The 20153-nt window shown below is 33.7% G+C and carries 25 protein-coding genes; 9 read left to right on the plus strand and 16 right to left on the minus strand.

Translation table 11 applies throughout. The features are described from left to right. Positions 1-5 precede the first annotated feature (5 nt). Together EDF66_RS10975 and EDF66_RS10980 are read right to left on the minus strand one after the other, a co-directional pair. Complete coding sequence (locus EDF66_RS10975; RefSeq protein ID WP_165902419.1) at positions 6-695, minus strand: prolyl oligopeptidase family serine peptidase; 690 nt, start codon at positions 693-695, stop codon at positions 6-8. A 109-nt stretch (positions 696-804) separates the two neighbouring features. After that, positions 805-1230, minus strand: coding sequence for a DUF2251 domain-containing protein (locus tag EDF66_RS10980; protein ID WP_132842604.1), 426 nt, complete (start codon positions 1228-1230; stop codon positions 805-807). Positions 1231-1645: 415 nt separating this feature from the next. Between EDF66_RS10980 and EDF66_RS10985 the strand changes: the two genes are divergently transcribed. After that, positions 1646-2095, plus strand: coding sequence for a nuclear transport factor 2 family protein (locus EDF66_RS10985; protein WP_132842606.1), 450 nt, complete (start codon positions 1646-1648; stop codon positions 2093-2095). Between the two features lie 186 nt (positions 2096-2281). On the opposite strand, the gene uraH is transcribed toward EDF66_RS10985, so the two are convergent. From uraH to EDF66_RS11025, 8 genes are all read right to left on the minus strand, one after another. Then, positions 2282-2692 carry a hydroxyisourate hydrolase gene (gene uraH / locus EDF66_RS10990; RefSeq protein ID WP_132842608.1) on the minus strand — a complete coding sequence of 137 codons (411 nt, stop codon included), beginning with the start codon at positions 2690-2692 and terminating at the stop codon, positions 2282-2284. 127 nt (positions 2693-2819) lie between these two features. Continuing rightward, positions 2820-3380: a lipocalin family protein gene (locus EDF66_RS10995; protein ID WP_132842610.1), complete on the minus strand. Its 561-nt coding sequence runs from the start codon at positions 3378-3380 to the stop codon at positions 2820-2822. Then, on the minus strand, positions 3364-4059 hold the full coding sequence (locus EDF66_RS11000; RefSeq protein WP_132842612.1) for a lycopene cyclase domain-containing protein: 696 nt from the start codon (positions 4057-4059) through the stop codon (positions 3364-3366). The genes EDF66_RS10995 and EDF66_RS11000 overlap by 17 nt, the downstream gene beginning before the upstream one ends. After that, positions 4056-4514, minus strand: coding sequence for a sterol desaturase family protein (locus tag EDF66_RS11005; protein WP_132842614.1), 459 nt, complete (start codon positions 4512-4514; stop codon positions 4056-4058). Before EDF66_RS11005 ends, EDF66_RS11000 begins: the two co-directional genes overlap by 4 nt. Before the next feature lie 4 nt (positions 4515-4518). Then, a complete protein-coding gene (locus EDF66_RS11010) occupies positions 4519-4983 on the minus strand; it encodes an SRPBCC family protein (protein ID WP_132842616.1) in 465 nt (154 codons plus the stop codon). A 145-nt stretch (positions 4984-5128) separates the two neighbouring features. Beyond that, on the minus strand, positions 5129-5965 hold the full coding sequence (locus EDF66_RS11015; RefSeq protein ID WP_132842618.1) for a phytoene/squalene synthase family protein: 837 nt from the start codon (positions 5963-5965) through the stop codon (positions 5129-5131). Between the two features lie 5 nt (positions 5966-5970). Next, positions 5971-7443: a phytoene desaturase family protein gene (locus EDF66_RS11020; protein WP_132842620.1), complete on the minus strand. Its 1473-nt coding sequence runs from the start codon at positions 7441-7443 to the stop codon at positions 5971-5973. After that, a complete protein-coding gene (locus tag EDF66_RS11025) occupies positions 7443-8102 on the minus strand; it encodes a MarR family winged helix-turn-helix transcriptional regulator (protein WP_132842622.1) in 660 nt (219 codons plus the stop codon). Before EDF66_RS11025 ends, EDF66_RS11020 begins: the two co-directional genes overlap by 1 nt. A gap of 428 nt (positions 8103-8530) precedes the next feature. On the opposite strand from EDF66_RS11025, the gene EDF66_RS11030 reads away from it, so the two are divergent. After that, on the plus strand, positions 8531-8980 hold the full coding sequence (locus EDF66_RS11030; RefSeq protein WP_132842624.1) for a nuclear transport factor 2 family protein: 450 nt from the start codon (positions 8531-8533) through the stop codon (positions 8978-8980). 129 nt (positions 8981-9109) lie between these two features. Here EDF66_RS11030 and EDF66_RS11035 read toward each other — a convergent pair whose 3' ends face one another. After that, positions 9110-10072, minus strand: coding sequence for an alpha/beta fold hydrolase (locus EDF66_RS11035; protein ID WP_132842626.1), 963 nt, complete (start codon positions 10070-10072; stop codon positions 9110-9112). A 284-nt stretch (positions 10073-10356) separates the two neighbouring features. Further along, complete coding sequence (locus EDF66_RS11040; protein ID WP_132842628.1) at positions 10357-11331, minus strand: glycoside hydrolase family 43 protein; 975 nt, start codon at positions 11329-11331, stop codon at positions 10357-10359. Between the two features lie 343 nt (positions 11332-11674). Between EDF66_RS11040 and EDF66_RS11045 the strand changes: the two genes are divergently transcribed. From EDF66_RS11045 to EDF66_RS11070, 6 genes are all read left to right on the plus strand, one after another. Next, positions 11675-11914, plus strand: a complete 240-nt coding sequence (locus tag EDF66_RS11045) for a hypothetical protein (protein ID WP_132842630.1) — start codon at positions 11675-11677, stop codon at positions 11912-11914. Further along, entirely contained in the window at positions 11911-12996 is a 1086-nt protein-coding gene (locus tag EDF66_RS11050; RefSeq protein WP_132842632.1) for a glycoside hydrolase family 43 protein, read from the plus strand. Before EDF66_RS11045 ends, EDF66_RS11050 begins: the two co-directional genes overlap by 4 nt. 199 nt (positions 12997-13195) lie before the next feature. Then, positions 13196-13519, plus strand: coding sequence for a hypothetical protein (locus EDF66_RS11055; RefSeq protein ID WP_132842634.1), 324 nt, complete (start codon positions 13196-13198; stop codon positions 13517-13519). Positions 13520-13845: 326 nt separating this feature from the next. Then, positions 13846-14913, plus strand: a complete 1068-nt coding sequence (locus EDF66_RS11060; protein WP_132842636.1) for a serine hydrolase domain-containing protein — start codon at positions 13846-13848, stop codon at positions 14911-14913. Positions 14914-15166: 253 nt separating this feature from the next. Beyond that, on the plus strand, positions 15167-15925 hold the full coding sequence (locus EDF66_RS11065) for a hypothetical protein (protein WP_132842638.1): 759 nt from the start codon (positions 15167-15169) through the stop codon (positions 15923-15925). Positions 15926-16155: 230 nt separating this feature from the next. Continuing rightward, positions 16156-16446 (plus strand): hypothetical protein, encoded by a 291-nt coding sequence (locus EDF66_RS11070; protein ID WP_132842640.1) that lies wholly within the window; start codon positions 16156-16158, stop codon positions 16444-16446. A 200-nt stretch (positions 16447-16646) separates the two neighbouring features. Here EDF66_RS11070 and EDF66_RS11075 read toward each other — a convergent pair whose 3' ends face one another. Then, positions 16647-17558: a GNAT family N-acetyltransferase gene (locus EDF66_RS11075; RefSeq protein ID WP_132842641.1), complete on the minus strand. Its 912-nt coding sequence runs from the start codon at positions 17556-17558 to the stop codon at positions 16647-16649. Between the two features lie 124 nt (positions 17559-17682). Here EDF66_RS11075 and EDF66_RS11080 point away from each other — a divergent pair, with 124 nt between their 5' ends. Next, positions 17683-18516: a helix-turn-helix domain-containing protein gene (locus tag EDF66_RS11080; RefSeq protein ID WP_132842642.1), complete on the plus strand. Its 834-nt coding sequence runs from the start codon at positions 17683-17685 to the stop codon at positions 18514-18516. 382 nt (positions 18517-18898) lie between these two features. On the opposite strand, the gene EDF66_RS26590 is transcribed toward EDF66_RS11080, so the two are convergent. The 3 genes from EDF66_RS26590 to EDF66_RS11095 are packed head-to-tail and all read right to left on the minus strand — an operon-like array spanning position 18899 to position 19878. After that, the gene (locus EDF66_RS26590; RefSeq protein ID WP_132842686.1) at positions 18899-19249 is read right to left on the minus strand and encodes an integrase core domain-containing protein; all 351 of its coding nucleotides are present in this window, start codon (positions 19247-19249) and stop codon (positions 18899-18901) included. Next, entirely contained in the window at positions 19224-19652 is a 429-nt protein-coding gene (locus EDF66_RS11090; RefSeq protein ID WP_132842643.1) for a DDE-type integrase/transposase/recombinase, read from the minus strand. The genes EDF66_RS26590 and EDF66_RS11090 overlap by 26 nt, the downstream gene beginning before the upstream one ends. 34 nt (positions 19653-19686) lie before the next feature. Continuing rightward, a complete protein-coding gene (locus tag EDF66_RS11095; RefSeq protein WP_132842644.1) occupies positions 19687-19878 on the minus strand; it encodes a hypothetical protein in 192 nt (63 codons plus the stop codon). Positions 19879-20153: the final 275 nt, after the last annotated feature.

Here is a 20153-nt window from a genome sequence, read left to right on the forward strand (position 1 = left end):
ATAGTCTACTTATGATTTTTCAGCAACCATTCGTATATTTCCGGTTTGATTTCATATAAATCCTCAATACCGTGACCCCTGTTTTTTAATTTGGTAAATCTTATTTGCCCTTTACATTTCTTTAGGACTTTTACGATACGTTCTGTTTCATTGATCGAAATTTGATCGTCAGCAGTACCATGAAATGTCCAAATTGGTGTTTTACTAAGATTGCATACTCTCGTAGTATCACTATCGTTAATTCCACCGCACAATGGTACAATAGCCGCAAAGGTATCAGGGAAATCCAAAGCAACGATATATGTTCCATATCCACCCATACTGATGCCGGTACAATAAACCCGAGTTGTATCGATTCTATATTGCGAAATTAGATCAGAATAAAGAGGTTCAAACCAATTCTCTGATGACCAGTATTTGTCAGTGGGACATTGTGGTGAAGCAATTATAAAATCAAAATCATGTCCCTTCTGTATGAGGTAGGGCATTCCATACACTTTAAGTTTATTTAGGTCATTACCTCTTTGCGATCCACCATGTAGATAAATTAAGAGCGGATATTTTTTTCCACTAGAACTATAATCTTTTGGTAAATACAAGTCATAGTTATACTTAGCTTTATCTTTAACTTGTCCTTTTGAATGGAAAGAAAAAATAAGAAATAGGAGAGTTAAAATATATGGTGTCATTTTCATGATTTCAGATTTTAAGGAACCTTATTTAATGATAGGAAAGTTAAACTTTTTATTATATAGAGGGTTCATAATTTTTAAAACAAGTAAACTTCAATTGAGAAGAAAGCTTTTACTTTTTGTTTCTGGATAATTCCAGTAGCAAATCATCAGTCAAATGTCTTTCTGCAATTAATGTCCATTTACTGTTCGAGTTCGGGAAGCCCGTTCTGCAGTAACCTGCTTTATTTTCAAAATCAAAAACTGCATGATAATAATTGTTAATAGATAAAAAAGCTTTTGTAAGATCTTCAGACCATAGAATTTTCAAAGTTGAAGGTTTGTCTTTGTCAATAACATGAGCAACATTATAAATGTGCAAAGCGTCCAAAATATTCAACTTATCGTTGTTTCTGTCGATGGCATAGAAATAGCCTGTTTCAGTATTGTCTTCAAATATAACCGCATTATTATTTTCAGCAGTAGAGTCTATAAAAGTATCTTGACCCACCGAGAAAACCTGCTCTTCATAAATTATTACCTTAGGTCTATCATTCATTTATTCTAATTTGATATAATTAATATAAGACTTTCTTTTCTTCTTTAAGCAGACCTTTTCAGGATCGGTAAAGTAGTTTCTTTAATTTAATATTGCTTGATTATAAAATATAACTTTCCATTGATCAAAGTTATTTGTTTCTTTCTATTATTTTACCATCAAAGTCGATTTTATATTTTCTATTGCCATGAGCGAGACAGTCGTCATTTTGTTTGAAAATTTAAAACTACTTCACCTCCACATTTCCACCATTCACCGATTTTTTAGTTGGTTTAGTCTAATTGCCATAGGGTAGGGACGATTTACATCCTACTTTTGAATCAACAATTAGAAACAACCGCAAAGCAGGCATCAGGGTTTGAGTTGGTGGATGTGGGGCTGATGCAACTTAATAACAATAAAACATAAAGACATTATGAACACTTTAGCAAAAACATTCGCAGCAGCAGCCTTGATCGCAGTGTCAACATTTACGATGGCAGCAGGAAAACCAGTACGAGAAAACTCTAAAAAAGCGGTCGTCAATCTATCTACAGCAGATCTAGCGATTGATCATTACGTTGCGGTTATGACAGAGGGACAGTCGGCAGGAGTAGAGCAGTTGTTTACATCCGATTTCAGTCAAAAAGTACAGGTATCAGCAGATAAAACCAATAGCCGTTCAGAAGTAATTTCCTTTTTGAAAAAGCAAAAAGGCGAGCAGTTGAACTGTAAAACAAGCACTACCATTGTTGAGCAATCCAGTGACTATAGGATTGCAAAAGTGACCCAACAATTTGAAGGTTTTACCAAGACCGATTTAGTCACATTGGTCAATAACGGTTGCAACTGGAAAGTATCCCAATCCATCAACTCGTATAATTAAAGTTAGCATACATATGTTTAGTAAAGGCCACATCGAGCGATGTGGCTTTGTTTGTTTTTATCCAACAATAAAACAAAAAGATCAATACATGTTGATTTATTTTAAAATATTTAGAGCCTATTTAAATTTAATAGGCTCTAAATATCATTAGCGTAATAGTAAGGTAATCATCGTATGAAAAAGATGTTAATTTCCCCTATATGTCGAATAACCAAAAGGAGATAGGGTAATAGGTACATGGTAATGTTCATTGTCAACAAGTTCAAAAACAACTTCTATAAACGGGTAGAACGATTTATTTCCAAGAGATTTGAAGTAAGAACTGGTATGAAATGTTAACTTATAAATGCCTGTATTATCTTTTCCGTCCTGTTTTAAAAAATCTTTTATTCTACCATTACTATCAGTATTTTTTTCCTCTACCATAGTCCAACTTTGATTCTTGTTCATTTTCGACAGTGTAATTTTAACGTTGGTAGCAGGTTTACCGGTCGTGATGTCTAAAATATGACTTGAAAGTTGAAACTTAGTTTCTTGAGCTATACTAACTTGCACTATACCGATGAAGACTAGAACTATAAGAGTTATTTTTTTCATTTTGAATGATATTTAGTTATTAATATTAAAATTGAGATTTGTATTTCTTGTGCTGAAAGAAGATGATTTTTATCACTCCAAACGAGCATCTAACGGTAGATCCCTATGGAACCAAAAAACTGAAAATTTAGTTTTTCGGGATAAATGGACTATCCGTTCTGTCATGCTTTACCCACACTAATTTAGACGTGTCATAACCAATTTCTGTCGCAATATTTAGGAACTTCGTTTTAACTGCTTCGGGAATCTCTTTTGTTCTTGATAAAATCCATAGATAATTTAAGTTTTTACCTGCCACCAATGCATATTTATAATCATCATCCATTGAAACAACATTATATCCCGAGTAAAAAGGGCCAAAAAAACTAACTTTTAATGCTGCAATATCTTTTTCTCCTCTAAATTTTGCCAAACCCTCGGCTTTTTTCCATTCATTCTTTCTAAAATTATATCCACTGTTTAATACCTTTACATCTCCTTTTTCGTTCAAACTGTACTGAGCCGAAACGTTGTCTAGATCTTTTTCAAAACTAAAATCAAAACGTGCTATTTCGTACCAAGTTCCCAAATATTTATTGACATCAAAATTTGCAACTGCCTTTGTGTTTTTTGGAATTGAAGCACAGGAATTAAAGAGTACAATTAATAGAGAAAAAATAAAGATTAAAGTTTTAGTATGCGTTTTCATTTTTTTTAAATTTTGTAAAAAAATAAATGACCAATAGAAACTGAGTATATCCGTACACAGCATCTTCGATCGGTATTGTTAGTATGCGTATACCCAAAAAATCACCGGGGTTGTAATTTACAATAGGAGATTCTAATCCAAAGCCAGTCAGCACACCATTGACCGGAAGAAAGCCAAGCATCAAAACACTGAATACTAAGGATGCTTTGCTAATCCAATCTTCTCGGGCAATAAAATAGAGATAAATTAAGGTTATGATTGTCGCTATTGCGGTCACTAAAGTATAGATCTTATCATGATGCCGCAAAGCGATCACCGAACAAACATTAATGCTGACAAAAACAATTATATTATTAAAACCTGAAAGTCTGTCTAATTTGAAAAATTTATCAAAACAGAAATATGTAAAGGCACAAGAAAACGGAATACAAATAAAGAATAACCACTCTTCGATAGGTAAACCGGCAACGACAATTCCAAGCGTGTAATCGGTATTGAACCACCAAACACCTTTTGAGGTAAACCAGACATCCCAGGCAATGAAGGGAATAGCAACCACTACAGCAGCTTTAAAAAATGCTCCAAAATGTTGGTTGAAAAGAATTCGTTTATCAAAAGAAGCGATCAGACAAATGATGACTGTAAAAAATAAAATCAAAGAATACGTATATGTCATCATTTTTTATCCGGATTAAAATACATTTGAAAATATTTGAAGGGCACATATAAAAAACCAAAACATTCACCATCGTGTTTCGTAGTATGCTTATGATGTTGTTTGTGCGCTCTACGGAGCGCTAAAAAATAAGCATTTTGAGTTTTGGTCATAAATTTTATCCGCTGATGGATAAAAATATCGTGAATAAAAAAATAAGCCATACCGTACAGCATGATACCCAATCCAATATAAAATAGATAATTAAACTCTTTGAGGGAACCAAAGTACATTAAAATTATCGTGGGTATCGCGAATATCACAAAGAAGTAATCATTTTTTTCGAGCGGACCATCATTGCTGTGATCGTGATGGTCCTTATGTAAGCCCCATAAAAAGCCATGCATAATGTATTTATGGATAATCCAGGTGGCGCCCTCCATCAGTACAAAAACGATCATTGTTATTAAAAAGTTCATGCTATTATTTTACGGTGTTAAACATTTTTTCGAGTACATCATATCGGAAATCAAAAATATCAGCTAGTTTCTTTTTTACAAATATCCGATGAGCGATATTACCCAATATACCAAACGGCAATTCATAATCTACAGTATCTTTTATCAGCACCCCGTTGTTATTTGGGATAAATTCATGAAAATGGCTCCAATATTTATACGGACCTTTTTCTTGATAATCAGTAAAACTCCTATTAAACTCAACTTGACTGATTCTTGTTTTCCATTTTAACGGAATTTTGAACATGGGCGAAACAGTATAATCAATAATCATCCCTTCAAAAATATCTTGATGATCATCTTTAGATATTATCTTAAATCGCATATCTTCTGGGGTTATTTTCGACAGGTTAGCCGGAGAAGAAAAAAAGTGCCAAGCAGTTTTAATATCGCAATTTAATTGTTGTTCTCTATATAGTTGATGTCTCATCTTCTAGTTGTTTTAAGCGTATTATGTTTTTTTCAAAATCTCTCCACTAATCTTTTCTCTTTTTCCCATTATAATATTGTCAAAAGGGGAGACTTGAGGCATTTCAGAAAACAAGGTGAAAGCAGGAATAAGGAAATAGTTTCAATCATAAATAAGCAGTTTTATACCTCACATAGCTTTTAAATGCTACATATGCTTTTTCAGAATTAGCAATTCGCACCCTGCTATTCAATATGTCTTCGGATGATTTTCTTTTGATTTTTTTAAATAAAGACAGATAATATTTATAAGCCAGATAAACACCAAACATAGCGGAATTCGGAAGTTTTTTTATTCCCAATAATGCTTCATTAAATTCTTCTTCAATTTCATTTTCAATCCTACTTTTTACATGATTATCAAACACCTCCATATCAATGTTTGGAAAATAAGTACGACCTAAAATATGATAATCATCTTTTAAATCCCTTAAAAAATTAATTTTCTGAAAGGCTGAGCCCAATTTCATCGCATAAGGTTTCAATTTTTCATAGTGCTCTCTATTACCATTTGTAAAAACCTGCAGACACATTAAGCCGACTACTTCTGCTGAGCCAAAAATATATTCTTTATAGCGATCAGAGTTATAATCTATTTTGTGAAGATCCATTTCCATACTATGTAAAAATTGGCCAATTAGTTTTCTATCAATTGAATATTGATGGACGACGTGTTGAAAAGATTGTAAAATCGGGTTGAGTGAAATTCCTTCCTCCAGTGCATTTTCTGTTTCTTCTTTTAATCTATTCAAAAGTTTCTCTTTATCGTATCCATGAAAACTATCTACAATTTCATCTGCTAACCGAACATATCCATATATGGCATAAATCGCATTGCGAATGGAAGGACTGAGCGCTAAAATGCCTAGCGAGAAACTTGTACTATATTTTTGCGTCGTGATTTTACTTACTGCGAAAGAAAGTTCGTCGAATAGTTGTTTCATATAGATTATTTTTTAGCGTTAATAATTTCATTAGATACAATTTTACCAGAAATGATAGATGGAGGTACTCCAGGACCGGGAACCGTTAATTGACCGGTATAGAATAAATTTTTAATTTTTTTGTTTCTTATTTTAGGTTTTAAAACAGCAGTTTGCCCCAATGTATTTGCCAGTCCATACGCATTGCCATCATAGGCATTATAGTCTGAAATAAAATCTTGCACACAATAACTTCTTTTATATTCAATCATTGTCATTAGATCACTAATGCCCAGATGATTTTCCAGTCTTTTAAGCATGGCTACCAAATACTTTTCTCTTACAGCTTCTTCATCATTAATTCCAGTAGCTAAAGGCATCAGTAGAAATACATTCTCTTTACCGTCAGGTGCTACACCTTGGTCAGTTTTGGATGGACAGCACACATAGAATAGCGGTTTCTCCGGCCATTTTTTATCTTCGTATATACAATCAATATGTTCGTCCAGGTCATGCTCAAAGAAAAGCGTATGATGCCTAAGATTAGGAAGAGTTTGGTTAATGCCCAAATAATAGATTAAGCTCGAAGGAGCAAATACTCTATTTTTCCAGTACTCTTCAGAATAATTTCGATCCACTTTATTGAGGAGCGTCTCCGTATGATGATAATCTGAAGAAGCAACTACCGTATCAAAATCTAGTTTATTTCCATTGACAGTTAGAGAAATAACGCTTCCATTTTCAGTATTTATGCTTTCAACAATTTTACTGAAATGAAAAATTGCACCTTGTTTTTCCGCAACATGCTTCATCGCTAATACCAATTGATAAAAACCACCTACTGGATAATGTGTCCCAAGAGCATACCCGCCATAATTCATCAAACTATATAAAGCAGGAATATTTTTTGGTGAAGCACCCAGAAATATGACCGGAAATTCCATCAAAGTCCTTAGCTTTTCGTTCTTAAAATATTTGGCGACGTAGTTTCTGAAATTTGATAGCAGATCTAATTTTAAGGCGCTTCGGGCTATTTTAGGAGAGATAAATTCTGCCCAGTTGTGGCAAGGCTTATTAACAAAATCCTGCATACCCACCTCATATTTAAATTTGGCAGATTTCATAAATTTTTCTAATTGCGATCCGGCACCTTCTTCGATTTTTTCAAACAAGATTTTTAATTCATCTAAATTTTCAGGTACAGCAATTTTATCATCGGCGAAGATCATTTCGAACTGTGGATTCAATGAAATTAACTCAAAAAAATCAGAAGTTTTAAATCCAAAATCAGTAAAAAAATTATCGATAATATCAGGCATCCAATACCAACTCGGTCCCATATCAAAAACATACCCTTCTTCCGTTTTAAATTGCCTGGCCCTTCCTCCGGGTTGGTCATGTTTTTCAAAAACATGAACTTCATTTCCTGCTTTTGCCAAATAGGCAGCAGCAGACATACCCGAAAAACCAGAACCGATAACAGCTATCTTTTTCCCCATTATTTTTTTTCTTTTAAAACTTCAGTCAATAAATATTCAGATTCGATATTTCTATCGTAGATCGGCATATGAAATTCATTGAGCTTATTCAGTAATATTATTAATTCCATTTTTTCGTTATCCGTTAAATCACCTGTCACCATCTCGCTAGCTTGTCTTATCTTTTCCATTTGCTGTTCTAAAACCGCTAAGCCTTTATCATTTATTTTTAAAAATTTACTTCTTTTATCAACGTCAGAATTTGTTTGATCTACCCAACCTTTTGTAATCAATCGGTTTATTATTTGCATGCCTACAGGTTTATCATGTACATTTCTTTTTATTAAATCCATTTTGATCATTTCTCCAAAATCTTTCAAGATAATGAGATAGATAAAATCTTCTTGAGTAGAAAATTCGGATCCAAATATGGCGGATTTCGAATAACTCTTAGCGTATCTATTTAAATGTACAATCAATGTATTAATTACACTAGCTACACTACGTCCATTTTCTTTTCCTTCCCAATAGGGGGCAATTTGCTTATTGTCATCCCTACAGTTAAGAGCAATCCAATCCTTAAAGCCTTCAATATTAGATTGGTACTTTATGTGTAAAGCGTTCTCTAGCTCAAATTGTTCTAGAAGTTTTAAAACATTTTTTACCATATCGTATTTCATATCTATATTTAAAGTATATAAATGTACTATTATTTGTTTAAAAAAGTATAGAATTATACATATATATTTTATTTAAATATTTTAAAATTCACATCTATAGCTTTATCTAAAATATCGAGAGATAATCTTCAATTTTTTAACTATATGTAAATAAGATATTTATAGATTTTTTTATTCCTTTGTAAGGAATAATTATTTTGGTTTTTAGGATACTGTGAAGAGTTATTACATAAATGGATTTAATGATATAGAAATATCAGTTAATGCGTTGCATTCAAAAAAGTTTAAAAAGATTCACCTACCCATTTCTACCATTCACCGAGTTTTTAGTTGGTTTAGTCTAATTGCCATAGGATAGGGACGAATTACACCCTACTTTTGAATCAACAATTAAGAACAATAAACTAACAATATAACATAAAGATATTATGAAAACTTTAGCAAAAACATTCGCAACAGCAGCCTTGATCGCAGTATCAACATTCACGATGGCAGCAGGCAAACCAACAGGAGACAACTCTAAAAAAGCGGTCGTCAATCTATCCACAGCAGATCTCGCTATTGATCACTACGTGGCAGTTATGACCGAAGGACAGTCGGCAGGAGTAGAGCAATTGTTTACTTCAGATTTTAATCAGAAAGTAAAGGCGTCAACAGATAAGACAAACAGCCGTTCGGAAGTAATTTCATTCTTGAAAAAGCAAAAAGGCGAGCAGTTAAATTGTAAAACAAGCACTACCATTGTTGAGCAATCCAGTGACTATAGGATTGCAAAAGTGACCCAACAATTTGAAGGTTTTACCAAGACCGATTTAATAACATTGATCAATGATGGTAGCAACTGGAAAGTATCCCAATCCATCAACTCGTATAAGTAAGTAAAGTTAGCATACATATGTTTAGTAGAAGCCACATCGAGAGATGTGGCTTTGTTTGTTATTATCCTCAGCTATGTGCATAGTCTCCAATCTGTTCGGCGTTGAGGACAATATGTTTCTACACTCTTGTTAATCATTGTGTTGCTCTAACCATTTTATAATTGATTGCGTAGTTTCCTCTGGCTTTTCTTGCTGTATCCAATGACCACAATCCAGACTAACAACATCCAGATTAGAAACAATATTTTTTAGGTTTTCAGACTTTGGAATCGTGTCCTGCTCACCATATATCATAAGAGTCGGCTGATGAATGATTGGCGTTACGTCGGCCATTAAGTGCCAGTTTCTATCCATGTTTCTATACCAATTTATACCTCCTGTAAATCCTGAAGATTCAAAGGCAGAAACGAACACCGCGAGTTCATTGTCGCTCATCAAGGGTTCGCCAAGCCGTTTTTCCGCCCTTGCAAGATTAATCATCAGCATTCCTGGTTCAGGAGGTGTGGGAGCTGAGTTTTTGCGGAATATGTTACGAAGGAACTGAGCAGTGTTTTCATTCATAATCGCATCTGCTACCCCAGGTTGTCTGTTGAAATGGACAAAATAGAAGTCTGCTCCAAATATTGCTTCCATCAACTCAATCCATGGCTTTTCACCACGATCTTGATAAGGCAAAGCCAAGTTGATGATTTTATTTACCCGATCAGGATGCAATAGTGCTAGATTCCAAACCACATTTGAACCCCAGTCATGACCCACAAATGTAGCATCCTTATATCCATAATGGTCGAGCAGGGCAATAAGGTCACCAGTCAAATTTTCAATATCATAATCCGTCACTTCAGTCGGACTTGAAGAATTACCATAGCCACGTTGATTTGGGACAATTACATGGTAGCCAGCTGCGACAAGAGCCGGTATTTGATAACGCCATGAAAATGCATGCTCTGGAAACCCGTGGCAGAGAACGATAGGTTTCTCAGAATGTTGCTGACCTGCTTCAAATACTTCCAGAACTACTCCATTAACAGAGATCATTGTAGGTTCTGGAAATTCGATTGCATTAGATCCAGTATTGATTACGTTTGTCATTCCTATATCTTTTAAATATTAATTAATGACGCAAATCTATAAGGGAGAAGTGACAGCCTTATGTCAGGAGTCTAAAATAAATGAGAGTTGTCAAAATACGCTTGTAGGATCATTTTTAAAGTCCAAATTTGTATATAATTATATTTTTACTATAGTAGCTTTATTATAAGTCGTTTATTAAGAGTAAATCTTCCAGCAATTTTGATGATCTGCTATGGAAGTCTATTTTAGAGCAGACTTTTGCACATTTTTCTTTGTAACGCTGGCAATTATATTGACATAATTTATTTAACAATTAGCGGTCTAATAGGTTCTCCAACAATGCTTAATACGCCATCAGATGAAATTGCTAAATCATTAATGTAGGATGTCCTTGGAGCGACACTAGTGGAGCTGGCATGAGCATGGTATATATATTTATATCCGCCATCAGCACTAATGAATGGATCTCCATGACCTGTGCCGAGCAATCCCGATGCTGAGGGATGATCTCTCCTTAGGATGGGGTTGCCACTATATTTCTTCCAAGGACCTTTGGGTGAACTGGCTGTTGCATAGCCTACGGCGTAATCCTGGCTTTCAAAATGATTGGCAGAGTAAATGAGATAGTACGTGTTGCCTCGTTTTAAGATTGACGGCCCTTCTACGACTGTAGCTTGTTTCTTCTCCCATGGTTCACTTGCACTTATGCATTTTGTGAGCGTTTCTGCTTTTATACTCTGTAAATCATTATTCATCTCGGCCATCCAAATGACATTTCCATCCGTAAATCGGACATAAAATAAATATGGAGTCCCGTCATCATCGATAAAAAGAGAAGTGTCAATTCCTTTTTCATTTGGAATAATAGGTTTTTTTTCTTCTTGAATAAAAGGTCCTTCTGGGCTTGAGGAAGAAGCAACACAAATATGTTCATCAACAGAATAGAACATGTAAAACTTTTTGTGAGCGGTTACATAATATACTTCTGGTGCCCAGAACCATCGTGTTCCCCAAGAGTCTTGAGGGGAAAGTGCTAAATTTTTATGACGCTTCCAATGCTTTAGATCATCGGAAATATAAACTTCAAATCCATTTGTGCGGGTGCCATATGCATAGTATTTGCCATCATGGAATAATACATAAGGGTCTGCAATAGGTAGATCGTTTTCGATAATTTTAACAGACTTATTATCATTTGCATTAGAATATAAAGACTGTATAAAAAATAAACTTATAATCGTTATTAAACGATAAGGAATGTTTGTCATAATTTTCATTTTTTTGAATTCAAATCTTATGAAGAATTAGCCATAAATTCAAATACCGATGAATCTGTTGAGCATTTTGCTCGTGCATGATACAAATTGGAATAATTTTGAATAAAATGGGCAATGTTATGTAAACTTTAATTTACATTTTTACGTGATATAGATTTGTAATTGGGCTTCAATACAATTATAAATAAAAAAAATAAAATTTATAAATAAAAGAGAGAAATTACAGAGCCTGAGGTAGATGTGTAAGGCCAAATTGTAAACGGATGTGAAATCAAAACAGCGCTTTAAGTTTTTAATTTAATCTATTGGATTATTATCAACGGCATAATCCTGTGGACTATTTGTGTCTAGACGTAATGTAGATGAGAAGGTGTATCAAAAACGCAAAAACATAAACCTGGTATTTGAACTCATTTTGGTAGATTCTACAGTTATAAGAAATAAACAAACTGGCTATTTCTATAAAACTGAAGACAACTGGGGAGATGATAATGGGAATCCATTGATGCCTATCTTACGATCGGACGATCTGGTTCATTCGGCGGAGTTGGGGCACTGTATTTTAAAATTAATTGAAATATGATTACTAAAAATTTATGTTTATCCTTATTGATTGGTTGCTGGCTGTTGTTATTCTCCACTTCAAAAGCCCAGTCAAATAATCCACTTGATGTTGCTTTTGGTGATCCATTTGTGCTTTACGATCAAGAAACAGATGCCTATTATATGTATGGTACTGGTGGAGTAGAGAATAGTTTTGTAGCGTATTCTTCTAAGGATTTGAAACAATGGAAGAATAGGGGTACAGTTTATACCGCTCAGCAAGATAAAAGCTGGGGGACGAAAGATTTTTGGGCCCCGGAAGTATATAAGCGTGGAGGAAAATACTATATGTTTTATAGTGCACATTGGAAAGAAAATCCGAATGATGAATTAGAAAATTATCGCATTGGTATCGCAACCTCAACCAATCCTACAGGCCCATTTATAGATTTGACAGGTCGTCCGTTATTTGACCCCGGATATCCCATTATTGACGGTAACGTGTACTTTGCTGAAGATGGACGTTTGTATCTTTACTATTCACGATGCTGTTATAAAAATCCAGTTCAGTCGGAGATTGCAGCTTGGGCAAAGCAACAGGGGATGTTTGATGAAATAGAAGAAAGCTGGATATATGGAGTAGAGCTAGCTTCAGATTTTTCACATGTAATAGGAGAGCCAACCTTATTGTTACGTCCTCCTATCTCAAGGGATGATAAACAATCTGAATGGGAGAGTAGGTCTGTGACTTCAGGTGAAGTGAATAGAAGATGGACAGAAGGATCCTATCTCTTTAAGCATAACAATCTCTATTATATGATGTACTCCGCAAATCATTTCGGAGGAGAAAATTATGCTGTTGGCTATGCAACAGCCTCCAATCCCCTAGGCCCATTCGAAAAGTCTGCAACAAACCCTATATTACAAAAAAATATATCCAATGGAGGTATTGTTTCAGGGACGGGGCACAACAGTCTTTTGAAAGATAAAGAAGGTAAAGTATGGTGTGTATATCATGCCCGCACGACCAAAACAGGCAGTCAGCGCTTAGTATTCTTAGATGAACTGAAAATTTTACCTAACGGTCAGCTTATAGTGGACGGTCCAACAGTTAAACCTTAATAAAGCTGATGTTTTTAGTTTATTGTATTTCGACTTTGATGAGATCGGGAATACCTTATAATAAATTAAAATTTAAAAAGTTGATTATTGATTATATTTCAATATTATTATGCGCCCTATACCTTTCTTGTTGCTGTTTGTGGTCTATCTTGAAATCGCTCCTCTGCTTATATGCTTGCAAAACTTTATGCTTAAGAATATGTCTACGTTAAAGACCTTGCCAAGGATTATGAATTCCGAAGTATTTCAACGCTTCTTTCAGTTGGACAGCTACGTAAAATTGATAAAGGAGGAACGGACTATGTATGATATTAGTTTAAAACGTAAGTGGGATGCTGAAGCTGTGCGGATGTATCAAGAAGGACTGGAAAAGCAATTGGAAGAAGCTATAAGAGAAGCTAAGAAAGCAGAAAAAGAAGCTAAAAGAGTTTCAATAACAGCTAAAGTAGAGGGTATTGCTGAAGGCGAGTACAAAAAAGCCATTGAAACAGCTTTGAGGCTAAAGAGATGGGTTTACCTGTAGAGCAAATTGCCAAGGGTACCGGACTTTCCATTGAAGAGATCGAAAAACTGAAATAAAACAGTGTTCTAAAATATACAGAACCGTTTGGGATGACCAAGCGGTTTTTTTGTGCTAATAAAAGAAATTCTTAGTAAGACATGATTTAAAATTTATGACAAAAACAATAAACCTGTTAAATTAATGTTGATTAACCGACTTTTTAGATTAATTTACCGAGAATAAGATGATATTCACCGTTTTTGGCTGTCATATCGTGTAATATTATTATAGTTTTATTGTTGTACATTTTTAGATAACTGTTTTAATTCTTAATGAATACCTAACTGATGAGAAGATTCTTTTTAATACTAATTTTAATTTCTGTTTTTGGCATTTTGTCAGCTCAAGATTTTAAAGAAAAAATTGATAACATTATTAAAACAGAATTTAAGCAGGTAAACGAACCTGGTGGAGCGTTTTTAGTTGCTAAAAATGGAAAAGTGCTTTATGCAAAATCTTTCGGGAAAGCCAATTTGGAATTAGATGTTGATATGACTATCGACCATGTCTTTCAAATAGGTTCCATGACCAAACAGTTCACCGCTGTTGCCATATTAATGCTTGAAAAACAAGGGAAATTAACTGTAAATGATCCAATCTCTAAGTTCATTCCTAATTATCCATCTGCTCATAAAATTACGATAAAACATTTGTTAACACATACGTCGGGAATTCAAGATTTCACTAAAATGAAATCTATATCAGATATTGCTCAAAAACAGATGACCCCTGAAATGATGGTTAACTTTTTTAAAGATGAGCCTGTTAATTTTGAAGCCGGAGAAAAATTTGAGTATAATAATTCAGGTTATGTTTTACTTGGATATATAATAGAATTAGTGTCGGGCATTACTTATGAAGATTTTATACAAAAGAATATTTTTCAAAAAATTGGAATGAATAATTCCTATTATGCTTCAGACCGAAAAATTATAAAATCTAGGGCATATGGGTATCATCAAAAAGCAGATGGTTTTGTTAATAAAACATGGATCAATTTTAGTGTCCCATTTTCTTCAGGCTCTTTGATGTCAACATTAGAAGATTTATTAAAATGGCAAAATGCATTAAATGATAATCAGGTATTGGATTCATCAAGTCTTAGTCAAGCGTTTAAATCATACAGATTAAATAATGGTGAAATAAGTTCATATGGATTTGGCTGGCATATAAAAGAAATTAATGGTATCCCTACTAGAGAACATGGGGGCAGTATTTTTGGATTTAAATCTATGGCCGTTTACATTCCCAGTAGAGATATTTATATCGTTGGATTGAGCAACTGTGATTGTCACTCACCCACTGAGTTGGTTCGGGAAATTGCTAAAATTACACTTGAAATTATAAAAAAATAACCCCATTCTAAGCTCGACCACTTCACCTAGCCATTTCCACCATTCAACAAACTCCTTTTTATAACATTGATCAATTTCTTCATTATACTGTAAATAGCAGAGTCCTTTAAACGCTATATCAGTTTAGTAAGACATACCTTCTTGTCAAATCCAATCTGCTCTTACTTAGCACAAGGTTTATCAATTTTTCAATCTATTCCTCTTCAATTTAGAATCACAAAAAAGTGTATATTTAATAATAAATCACACATATATGGATCGTTTATTTATCATATTTAGTTTTGTATTGATATTTTCTACAACTGCAATTAAGGCTGAGCTCTGTCCCGTACAGAACCTATTTTCTCACGATGCTGATACCCTGAGTAATAATCTGAAAAACTACATTATAAAATCAGCAATTTCGGATGGTTTAGATAAAAACCATATAAAAATTTCAATTGATAGCTGGGGTAATATTACTGTTTCAGATCAGTGGTCTAAAAATATCAAATACAAGCAAGACTATTTTGGCAATCTTACGAAAGTGACTAATAATGGTTCTGAAATCCGTATTAAGGAAGATTATTCAGGCAATATCGTGGTAATAAAAGATCAAGCTACTCAGACCACAGTAAGTAAAAATACAATGGGCAATTTAGAGATAAGTGACGAAAAAGGGAATCGTACAACAGTATCAAAAGATATTATGGGTAATGTAAATTTTCGTGACGACAAAGGGAATAATACGACAGTATCAAAAGATATCATGGGTAATATAAATATTCGTGATGACAAAGGAAATTATAAGAAAATAAGCACTGATATTTTAGGTGGAAAAACAATTTCTGATGATAAGGGTAATCGTATATCCGTAAAAAAAGATATATTCGGAAATTATGATGCCAGTGACAGTAATGGAAATAGGGCAACTATAAAAAAAGATATTTTTGGAAAGATAATAATTGATGATCCCGAAGGGATTTTAGGTAATGTAGGACTTTTAATTATGGAAGACTTATTTAAAGATTAATTTCAATTCCCTATTGAACCGGAATACTTTAAATGAGAATTTAAAAAGAACTGCTTAGCTTATAATGTCGATTTTATTTGCAAATCCAAACGGAAAAAAACTAGTGTTAGTGATAAAGGCAGATGTCAGTATAATTTAGGTATACAGTTTTGGCAATGTTTGTCAACAGCTATCGATCATTAAAGATTTTAGCATATGAAGCTGTTATTTAATTACAATTATCAATAAAAATGAATGATACGTTAAATACAATTTGGGTTTTTCATGGTGAAGGAGGAAGGTTTTCAAGTGGCGTTTTTACTTCAATTGAAAAGGCAGAAATATGGATAAATAGACATAAATTATCAGGAGTTTTAACAGAATATCCTATTGATGAAGGAGTGTACGACTGGGCATTATTTAATAGTTTTTTCAATGTGAAAAAACAATCTCAAATGACGCCAAATTTTATCCAACAATTTACAAGTGCAAGTCAAGATCATTATCATTATGAAAATGGAATTAGGGATGTCTTGTCCTGAAATTACTTGTCTTTTGTCAACCTATAGGCGGATGAGACCGATTGCCAAATAATCAAGAATTAGGTAAATTTATGCTAGAAGTTATAGATGCTTCAATTACAAATAATACATAATATAGCCTGTAAAGACAACCAGTTTAAAAGCCAACCCTAAGATTGAGCATCATAATGAAGTTTTAAGTTTCGCTTATCATTGCAATACTAAGTATGGGATAATAGTGGAATCATCAGTTTTTGTTTATTGAATAGTTCTGTCAATTCTGCAGAAACAAATAATGTCAAATCTTCTTCCTTATGAATCGTATAATTAAAGTCTGTATTTAAGGGACTGAATCCGAATACTACAGTATCAATTTCTGGAGTAGCTAAGGCATGAATAATATTATCCAGATTTTGTTGTTCCATCTGAAAAAGCTGAAGTATAGTCAATGTATTTTCTTCTTTCTGTGCTATGGCAATTGTCTTTAAGGATTCGATATAATATACAGCATCTTTAAACCCAAAATCAGGATAAGCATAACAGTAAAAAAATGTCAAACCAAAATTTTTAGAGTACAAGGATGAAGTAGGTATTGAATTATTTGCGTATGATTCCAATAGCTTACGTTGATCAAAATCATCTAGATTTAGTTTTGTCACTAGGTGACTACTTGCACTAAACTTTATTTGTGCACTCGCTTGGAATTCGTGTACAGGTGAAAAATTAAATTTAGGATAAAAATCTAAAACAGAATCATTAGCAAATAGAAACATACCGTTTACTTTTTCCTTATAATCTTGCTGAATTCTTTCCATTAAATAACGAGACAATCCTTGTTTTTGATAATCAGGACGAGTCATTACCATTCCTAATTGTGCCAATACAATATGCTCGTTTCCAGCAATAGTTTCTAATGTACTTACAGTGGTATGGGCAACAATCTGGTTATCATGAAACAAAGAATATATGATGCAGTTATCATCCCAAAAGCCTGATTCATAATAATTTTCAAAATCAAACTCCCAGACCTCATTTTTCAATTTATTGAACTCTTTACGTAAGTTATCGTCAGACTGGTATTGAATATATAATGTAAATACCTGTTCGTTGAGTGAAATTTTTTCTATCTGCATCTTTTTTTACAAAATAAGTCAATCTATTTTATAGAACAGTGGATATAAACCACTAAACAATGTGCAAATAGTTCTTTTTTACTGGAAATAAACTAGTTTTGTTAAATCCACATATTTGACATACATGAAAGCCCCCAATAAACATTCTTTGAAGAAAAAGCCCTTATTAATTATAATATCAGAAAAACTAATACCAAATCAGTTTTACGAACAGGGATACCATCTAGATGGTATATTGCTATCATTATGTGTAAAAGGTTCAATTAATGTACAAGCAAACTCTCAAAAAGTAGTGATGCAAGCTGACGATTTATTTGTATTACTACCTCAAAGTATTGTCAATACAAAAGATTGTCATGAAAATTCTTCATTTCTATGTTTATTGTTTTCTTTTGATGAAATCTCCGAATTGATCCTGCCTACCGATTATAATTTTTTAAAGACCTTGCTTCAAACCCCTGTTCTTACTTTATCCGAAAGTGAGAAGGAAATGTATTTTCGTTATTTCGAATTATTGAAAGCCAATTATGATAATGCCTATTCAGTATTTCATGATAGCATATTAAAGTATCTCTTATTTTCCTTGATTGGTCAAATTAATATATGCTATAAACAACAAGAAGACACACTCAAACTTGCATCGAGAAAAGAGAAAATAGTCTTTCAGTTTTTTAATCTCGTGCATCAATATTATGTTTCCGAACGCTCAGTACAATATTATGCAGATCAGTTAAAGCTTACCCCTAAATATCTAACCACTTTAATTCGTGAACGTACCGGAAGATCCATCTCTATTATTATTACAGAATTAGTTATTATAAAAGCCAAATCATATTTAAGTGCGACAGATCTATCTGTATCCGAAATAACAGAACTATTATATTTTTCTGATTCTTCTATGTTTTGTCGTTATTTCAAAAAATATACAGGGATTTCACCTTTGATGTATAGGAAATAAACTCTTTAAAATCAATTTCCTGTTTCATATTGTCTTCACATATAACTACATTGTTATTTTCAGCAGTAGAGCCTATAAAAGTATCCAAACCGACAGAGAAAACCTGCTCTTCATAAATTATTGCCTTAGATCTATCATTCATCTATTCTAGTTTGGTATAAAAAAGGTTTTCTTTTCTTCTTCAAGCAGAGCTTTTCAGGAATGCATCTTCAGTACTTATTCGCATGCGGTTCGGGATGGCTTCGGGAAATGTCTACCAAAAGTATACTGTTTGGGTATAGGGGAGGTATAGGGATGGTATAAGATCGGTATTCTTTTACCGAATAAGGGGCAAAGGAGTCTCGAATAAGGATAGAATGTTTCCACCTTTTGTATCGTCCTATTATAGCTTTACAGATTTATAAATTATTACTGATATTATTATACACGTTGTTTTAATAATACTGATTGTGCTATACATCAATTCTGTGATTGCTTCTTCTGCTATACACACTTTATTTTTTGCTCTTTCAGTGTTGCCTTTCCAGTGTCTTTTCAGTTTTCCGGAGCAGTTATGTGCCTTTTTAGGAGTTAATAAATCTATGCCGCTATGTGGTCTTATTTCGTTGTAAGCAGTGACACTATCCCGTATTTTAGCTGTTGTCTCTTTTAGCCCTTTTCTAGAGGTATAAAGTCCAAATTCAGACTTGATAGTTCTATTTACACGTTCAGCTAGCGCATTTTCCGTAAGGATCTCCGTTCTGGATCATACTTATGGCTATCTGCTGATGGATCAATAGTTCCACATATCCTTTGCTACAGTACTGGCAGCCCCGATCTGAATGATGTATCAGATCAGAGCCTTCATATTGCTGGTTTTTCAATGCCATTTTAAGCGCGTCGATACATCCTATGGCCGATAGGTCTGTGCGGAAAGCGAAGCCCATAATCTGCCTGGAGTATATATTGGTAATCAGACTTAAGTATCCCCAGCGATCTGACAGGCGGATATAAGTAATATCACATACCCACAATTGCTCCGATCTGTATACATCCAGCTCCTTTATAAGATTGGCGTATTTATGCATCCAGTGTCTGGAGTTGGTCTTTAACGTATGTCGTCTTCGGGTTCTGATCTGCAGATTGTAGTTTCTCATCAGGTCAAATAAACAGTCTCTTCCAATTACAATATTATGCGATTTTAACGGATCTTTTTAGCTTGATATGCAGTTTATGTGTACCTAACCGGGGAAGCTCCTTACGGATCAGCATAACATTTTGCAGTACTATCTCATCCTTTAATCCATGATCAGTGAGGTCGGAATATCGCTCCATAAGGCGATCTTCAACTTGCGCTGCGGATAGTTCCAGGGTTTCTTTCACATAACTGTAATAGACCGAAAGTTTCTTGGGGAGATTTCTGGGCCGTGAGATCCAGTCATGGAAATCTTTTTCTGAAAGCGACAGGTACTTGCGTACTACACTCCTGAGGAATTAGGTATAAACTTAAGTAAACAAATAATTACTGCCTAGTTGTATGTTCATTTTATTGTTGCAATTCTAACTATTATATGTATAAACCAAGATATTCAATCTAAAAGGATATTTGATTTTTAGATTTTAGCTATAATTTCATATCTCATCAAAATCTTATAAAT

The organism is Sphingobacterium sp. JUb20, assembly GCF_004342035.1.
Lineage (GTDB): Bacteria > Bacteroidota > Bacteroidia > Sphingobacteriales > Sphingobacteriaceae > Sphingobacterium > Sphingobacterium anhuiense.

Bases quoted from the DNA above. Each gene is read 5' to 3' on its own strand.
- EDF66_RS10975 (WP_165902419.1), bottom strand. From the start codon at position 695: ATGAAAATGACACCATATATTTTAACTCTCCTATTTCTTATTTTTTCT.
- EDF66_RS10980 (WP_132842604.1), bottom strand. From the start codon at position 1,230: ATGAATGATAGACCTAAGGTAATAATTTATGAAGAGCAGGTTTTCTCG.
- EDF66_RS10985 (WP_132842606.1), top strand. From the start codon at position 1,646: ATGAACACTTTAGCAAAAACATTCGCAGCAGCAGCCTTGATCGCAGTG.
- uraH (WP_132842608.1), bottom strand. From the start codon at position 2,692: ATGAAAAAAATAACTCTTATAGTTCTAGTCTTCATCGGTATAGTGCAA.
- EDF66_RS10995 (WP_132842610.1), bottom strand. From the start codon at position 3,380: ATGAAAACGCATACTAAAACTTTAATCTTTATTTTTTCTCTATTAATT.
- EDF66_RS11000 (WP_132842612.1), bottom strand. From the start codon at position 4,059: ATGATGACATATACGTATTCTTTGATTTTATTTTTTACAGTCATCATT.
- EDF66_RS11005 (WP_132842614.1), bottom strand. From the start codon at position 4,514: ATGAACTTTTTAATAACAATGATCGTTTTTGTACTGATGGAGGGCGCC.
- EDF66_RS11010 (WP_132842616.1), bottom strand. From the start codon at position 4,983: ATGAGACATCAACTATATAGAGAACAACAATTAAATTGCGATATTAAA.
- EDF66_RS11015 (WP_132842618.1), bottom strand. From the start codon at position 5,965: ATGAAACAACTATTCGACGAACTTTCTTTCGCAGTAAGTAAAATCACG.
- EDF66_RS11020 (WP_132842620.1), bottom strand. From the start codon at position 7,443: ATGGGGAAAAAGATAGCTGTTATCGGTTCTGGTTTTTCGGGTATGTCT.
- EDF66_RS11025 (WP_132842622.1), bottom strand. From the start codon at position 8,102: ATGAAATACGATATGGTAAAAAATGTTTTAAAACTTCTAGAACAATTT.
- EDF66_RS11030 (WP_132842624.1), top strand. From the start codon at position 8,531: ATGAAAACTTTAGCAAAAACATTCGCAACAGCAGCCTTGATCGCAGTA.
- EDF66_RS11035 (WP_132842626.1), bottom strand. From the start codon at position 10,072: ATGACAAACGTAATCAATACTGGATCTAATGCAATCGAATTTCCAGAA.
- EDF66_RS11040 (WP_132842628.1), bottom strand. From the start codon at position 11,331: ATGAAAATTATGACAAACATTCCTTATCGTTTAATAACGATTATAAGT.
- EDF66_RS11050 (WP_132842632.1), top strand. From the start codon at position 11,911: ATGATTACTAAAAATTTATGTTTATCCTTATTGATTGGTTGCTGGCTG.
- EDF66_RS11055 (WP_132842634.1), top strand. From the start codon at position 13,196: ATGTCTACGTTAAAGACCTTGCCAAGGATTATGAATTCCGAAGTATTT.
- EDF66_RS11060 (WP_132842636.1), top strand. From the start codon at position 13,846: ATGAGAAGATTCTTTTTAATACTAATTTTAATTTCTGTTTTTGGCATT.
- EDF66_RS11065 (WP_132842638.1), top strand. From the start codon at position 15,167: ATGGATCGTTTATTTATCATATTTAGTTTTGTATTGATATTTTCTACA.
- EDF66_RS11070 (WP_132842640.1), top strand. From the start codon at position 16,156: ATGAATGATACGTTAAATACAATTTGGGTTTTTCATGGTGAAGGAGGA.
- EDF66_RS11075 (WP_132842641.1), bottom strand. From the start codon at position 17,558: ATGCAGATAGAAAAAATTTCACTCAACGAACAGGTATTTACATTATAT.
- EDF66_RS11080 (WP_132842642.1), top strand. From the start codon at position 17,683: ATGAAAGCCCCCAATAAACATTCTTTGAAGAAAAAGCCCTTATTAATT.
- EDF66_RS11090 (WP_132842643.1), bottom strand. From the start codon at position 19,652: ATGAGAAACTACAATCTGCAGATCAGAACCCGAAGACGACATACGTTA.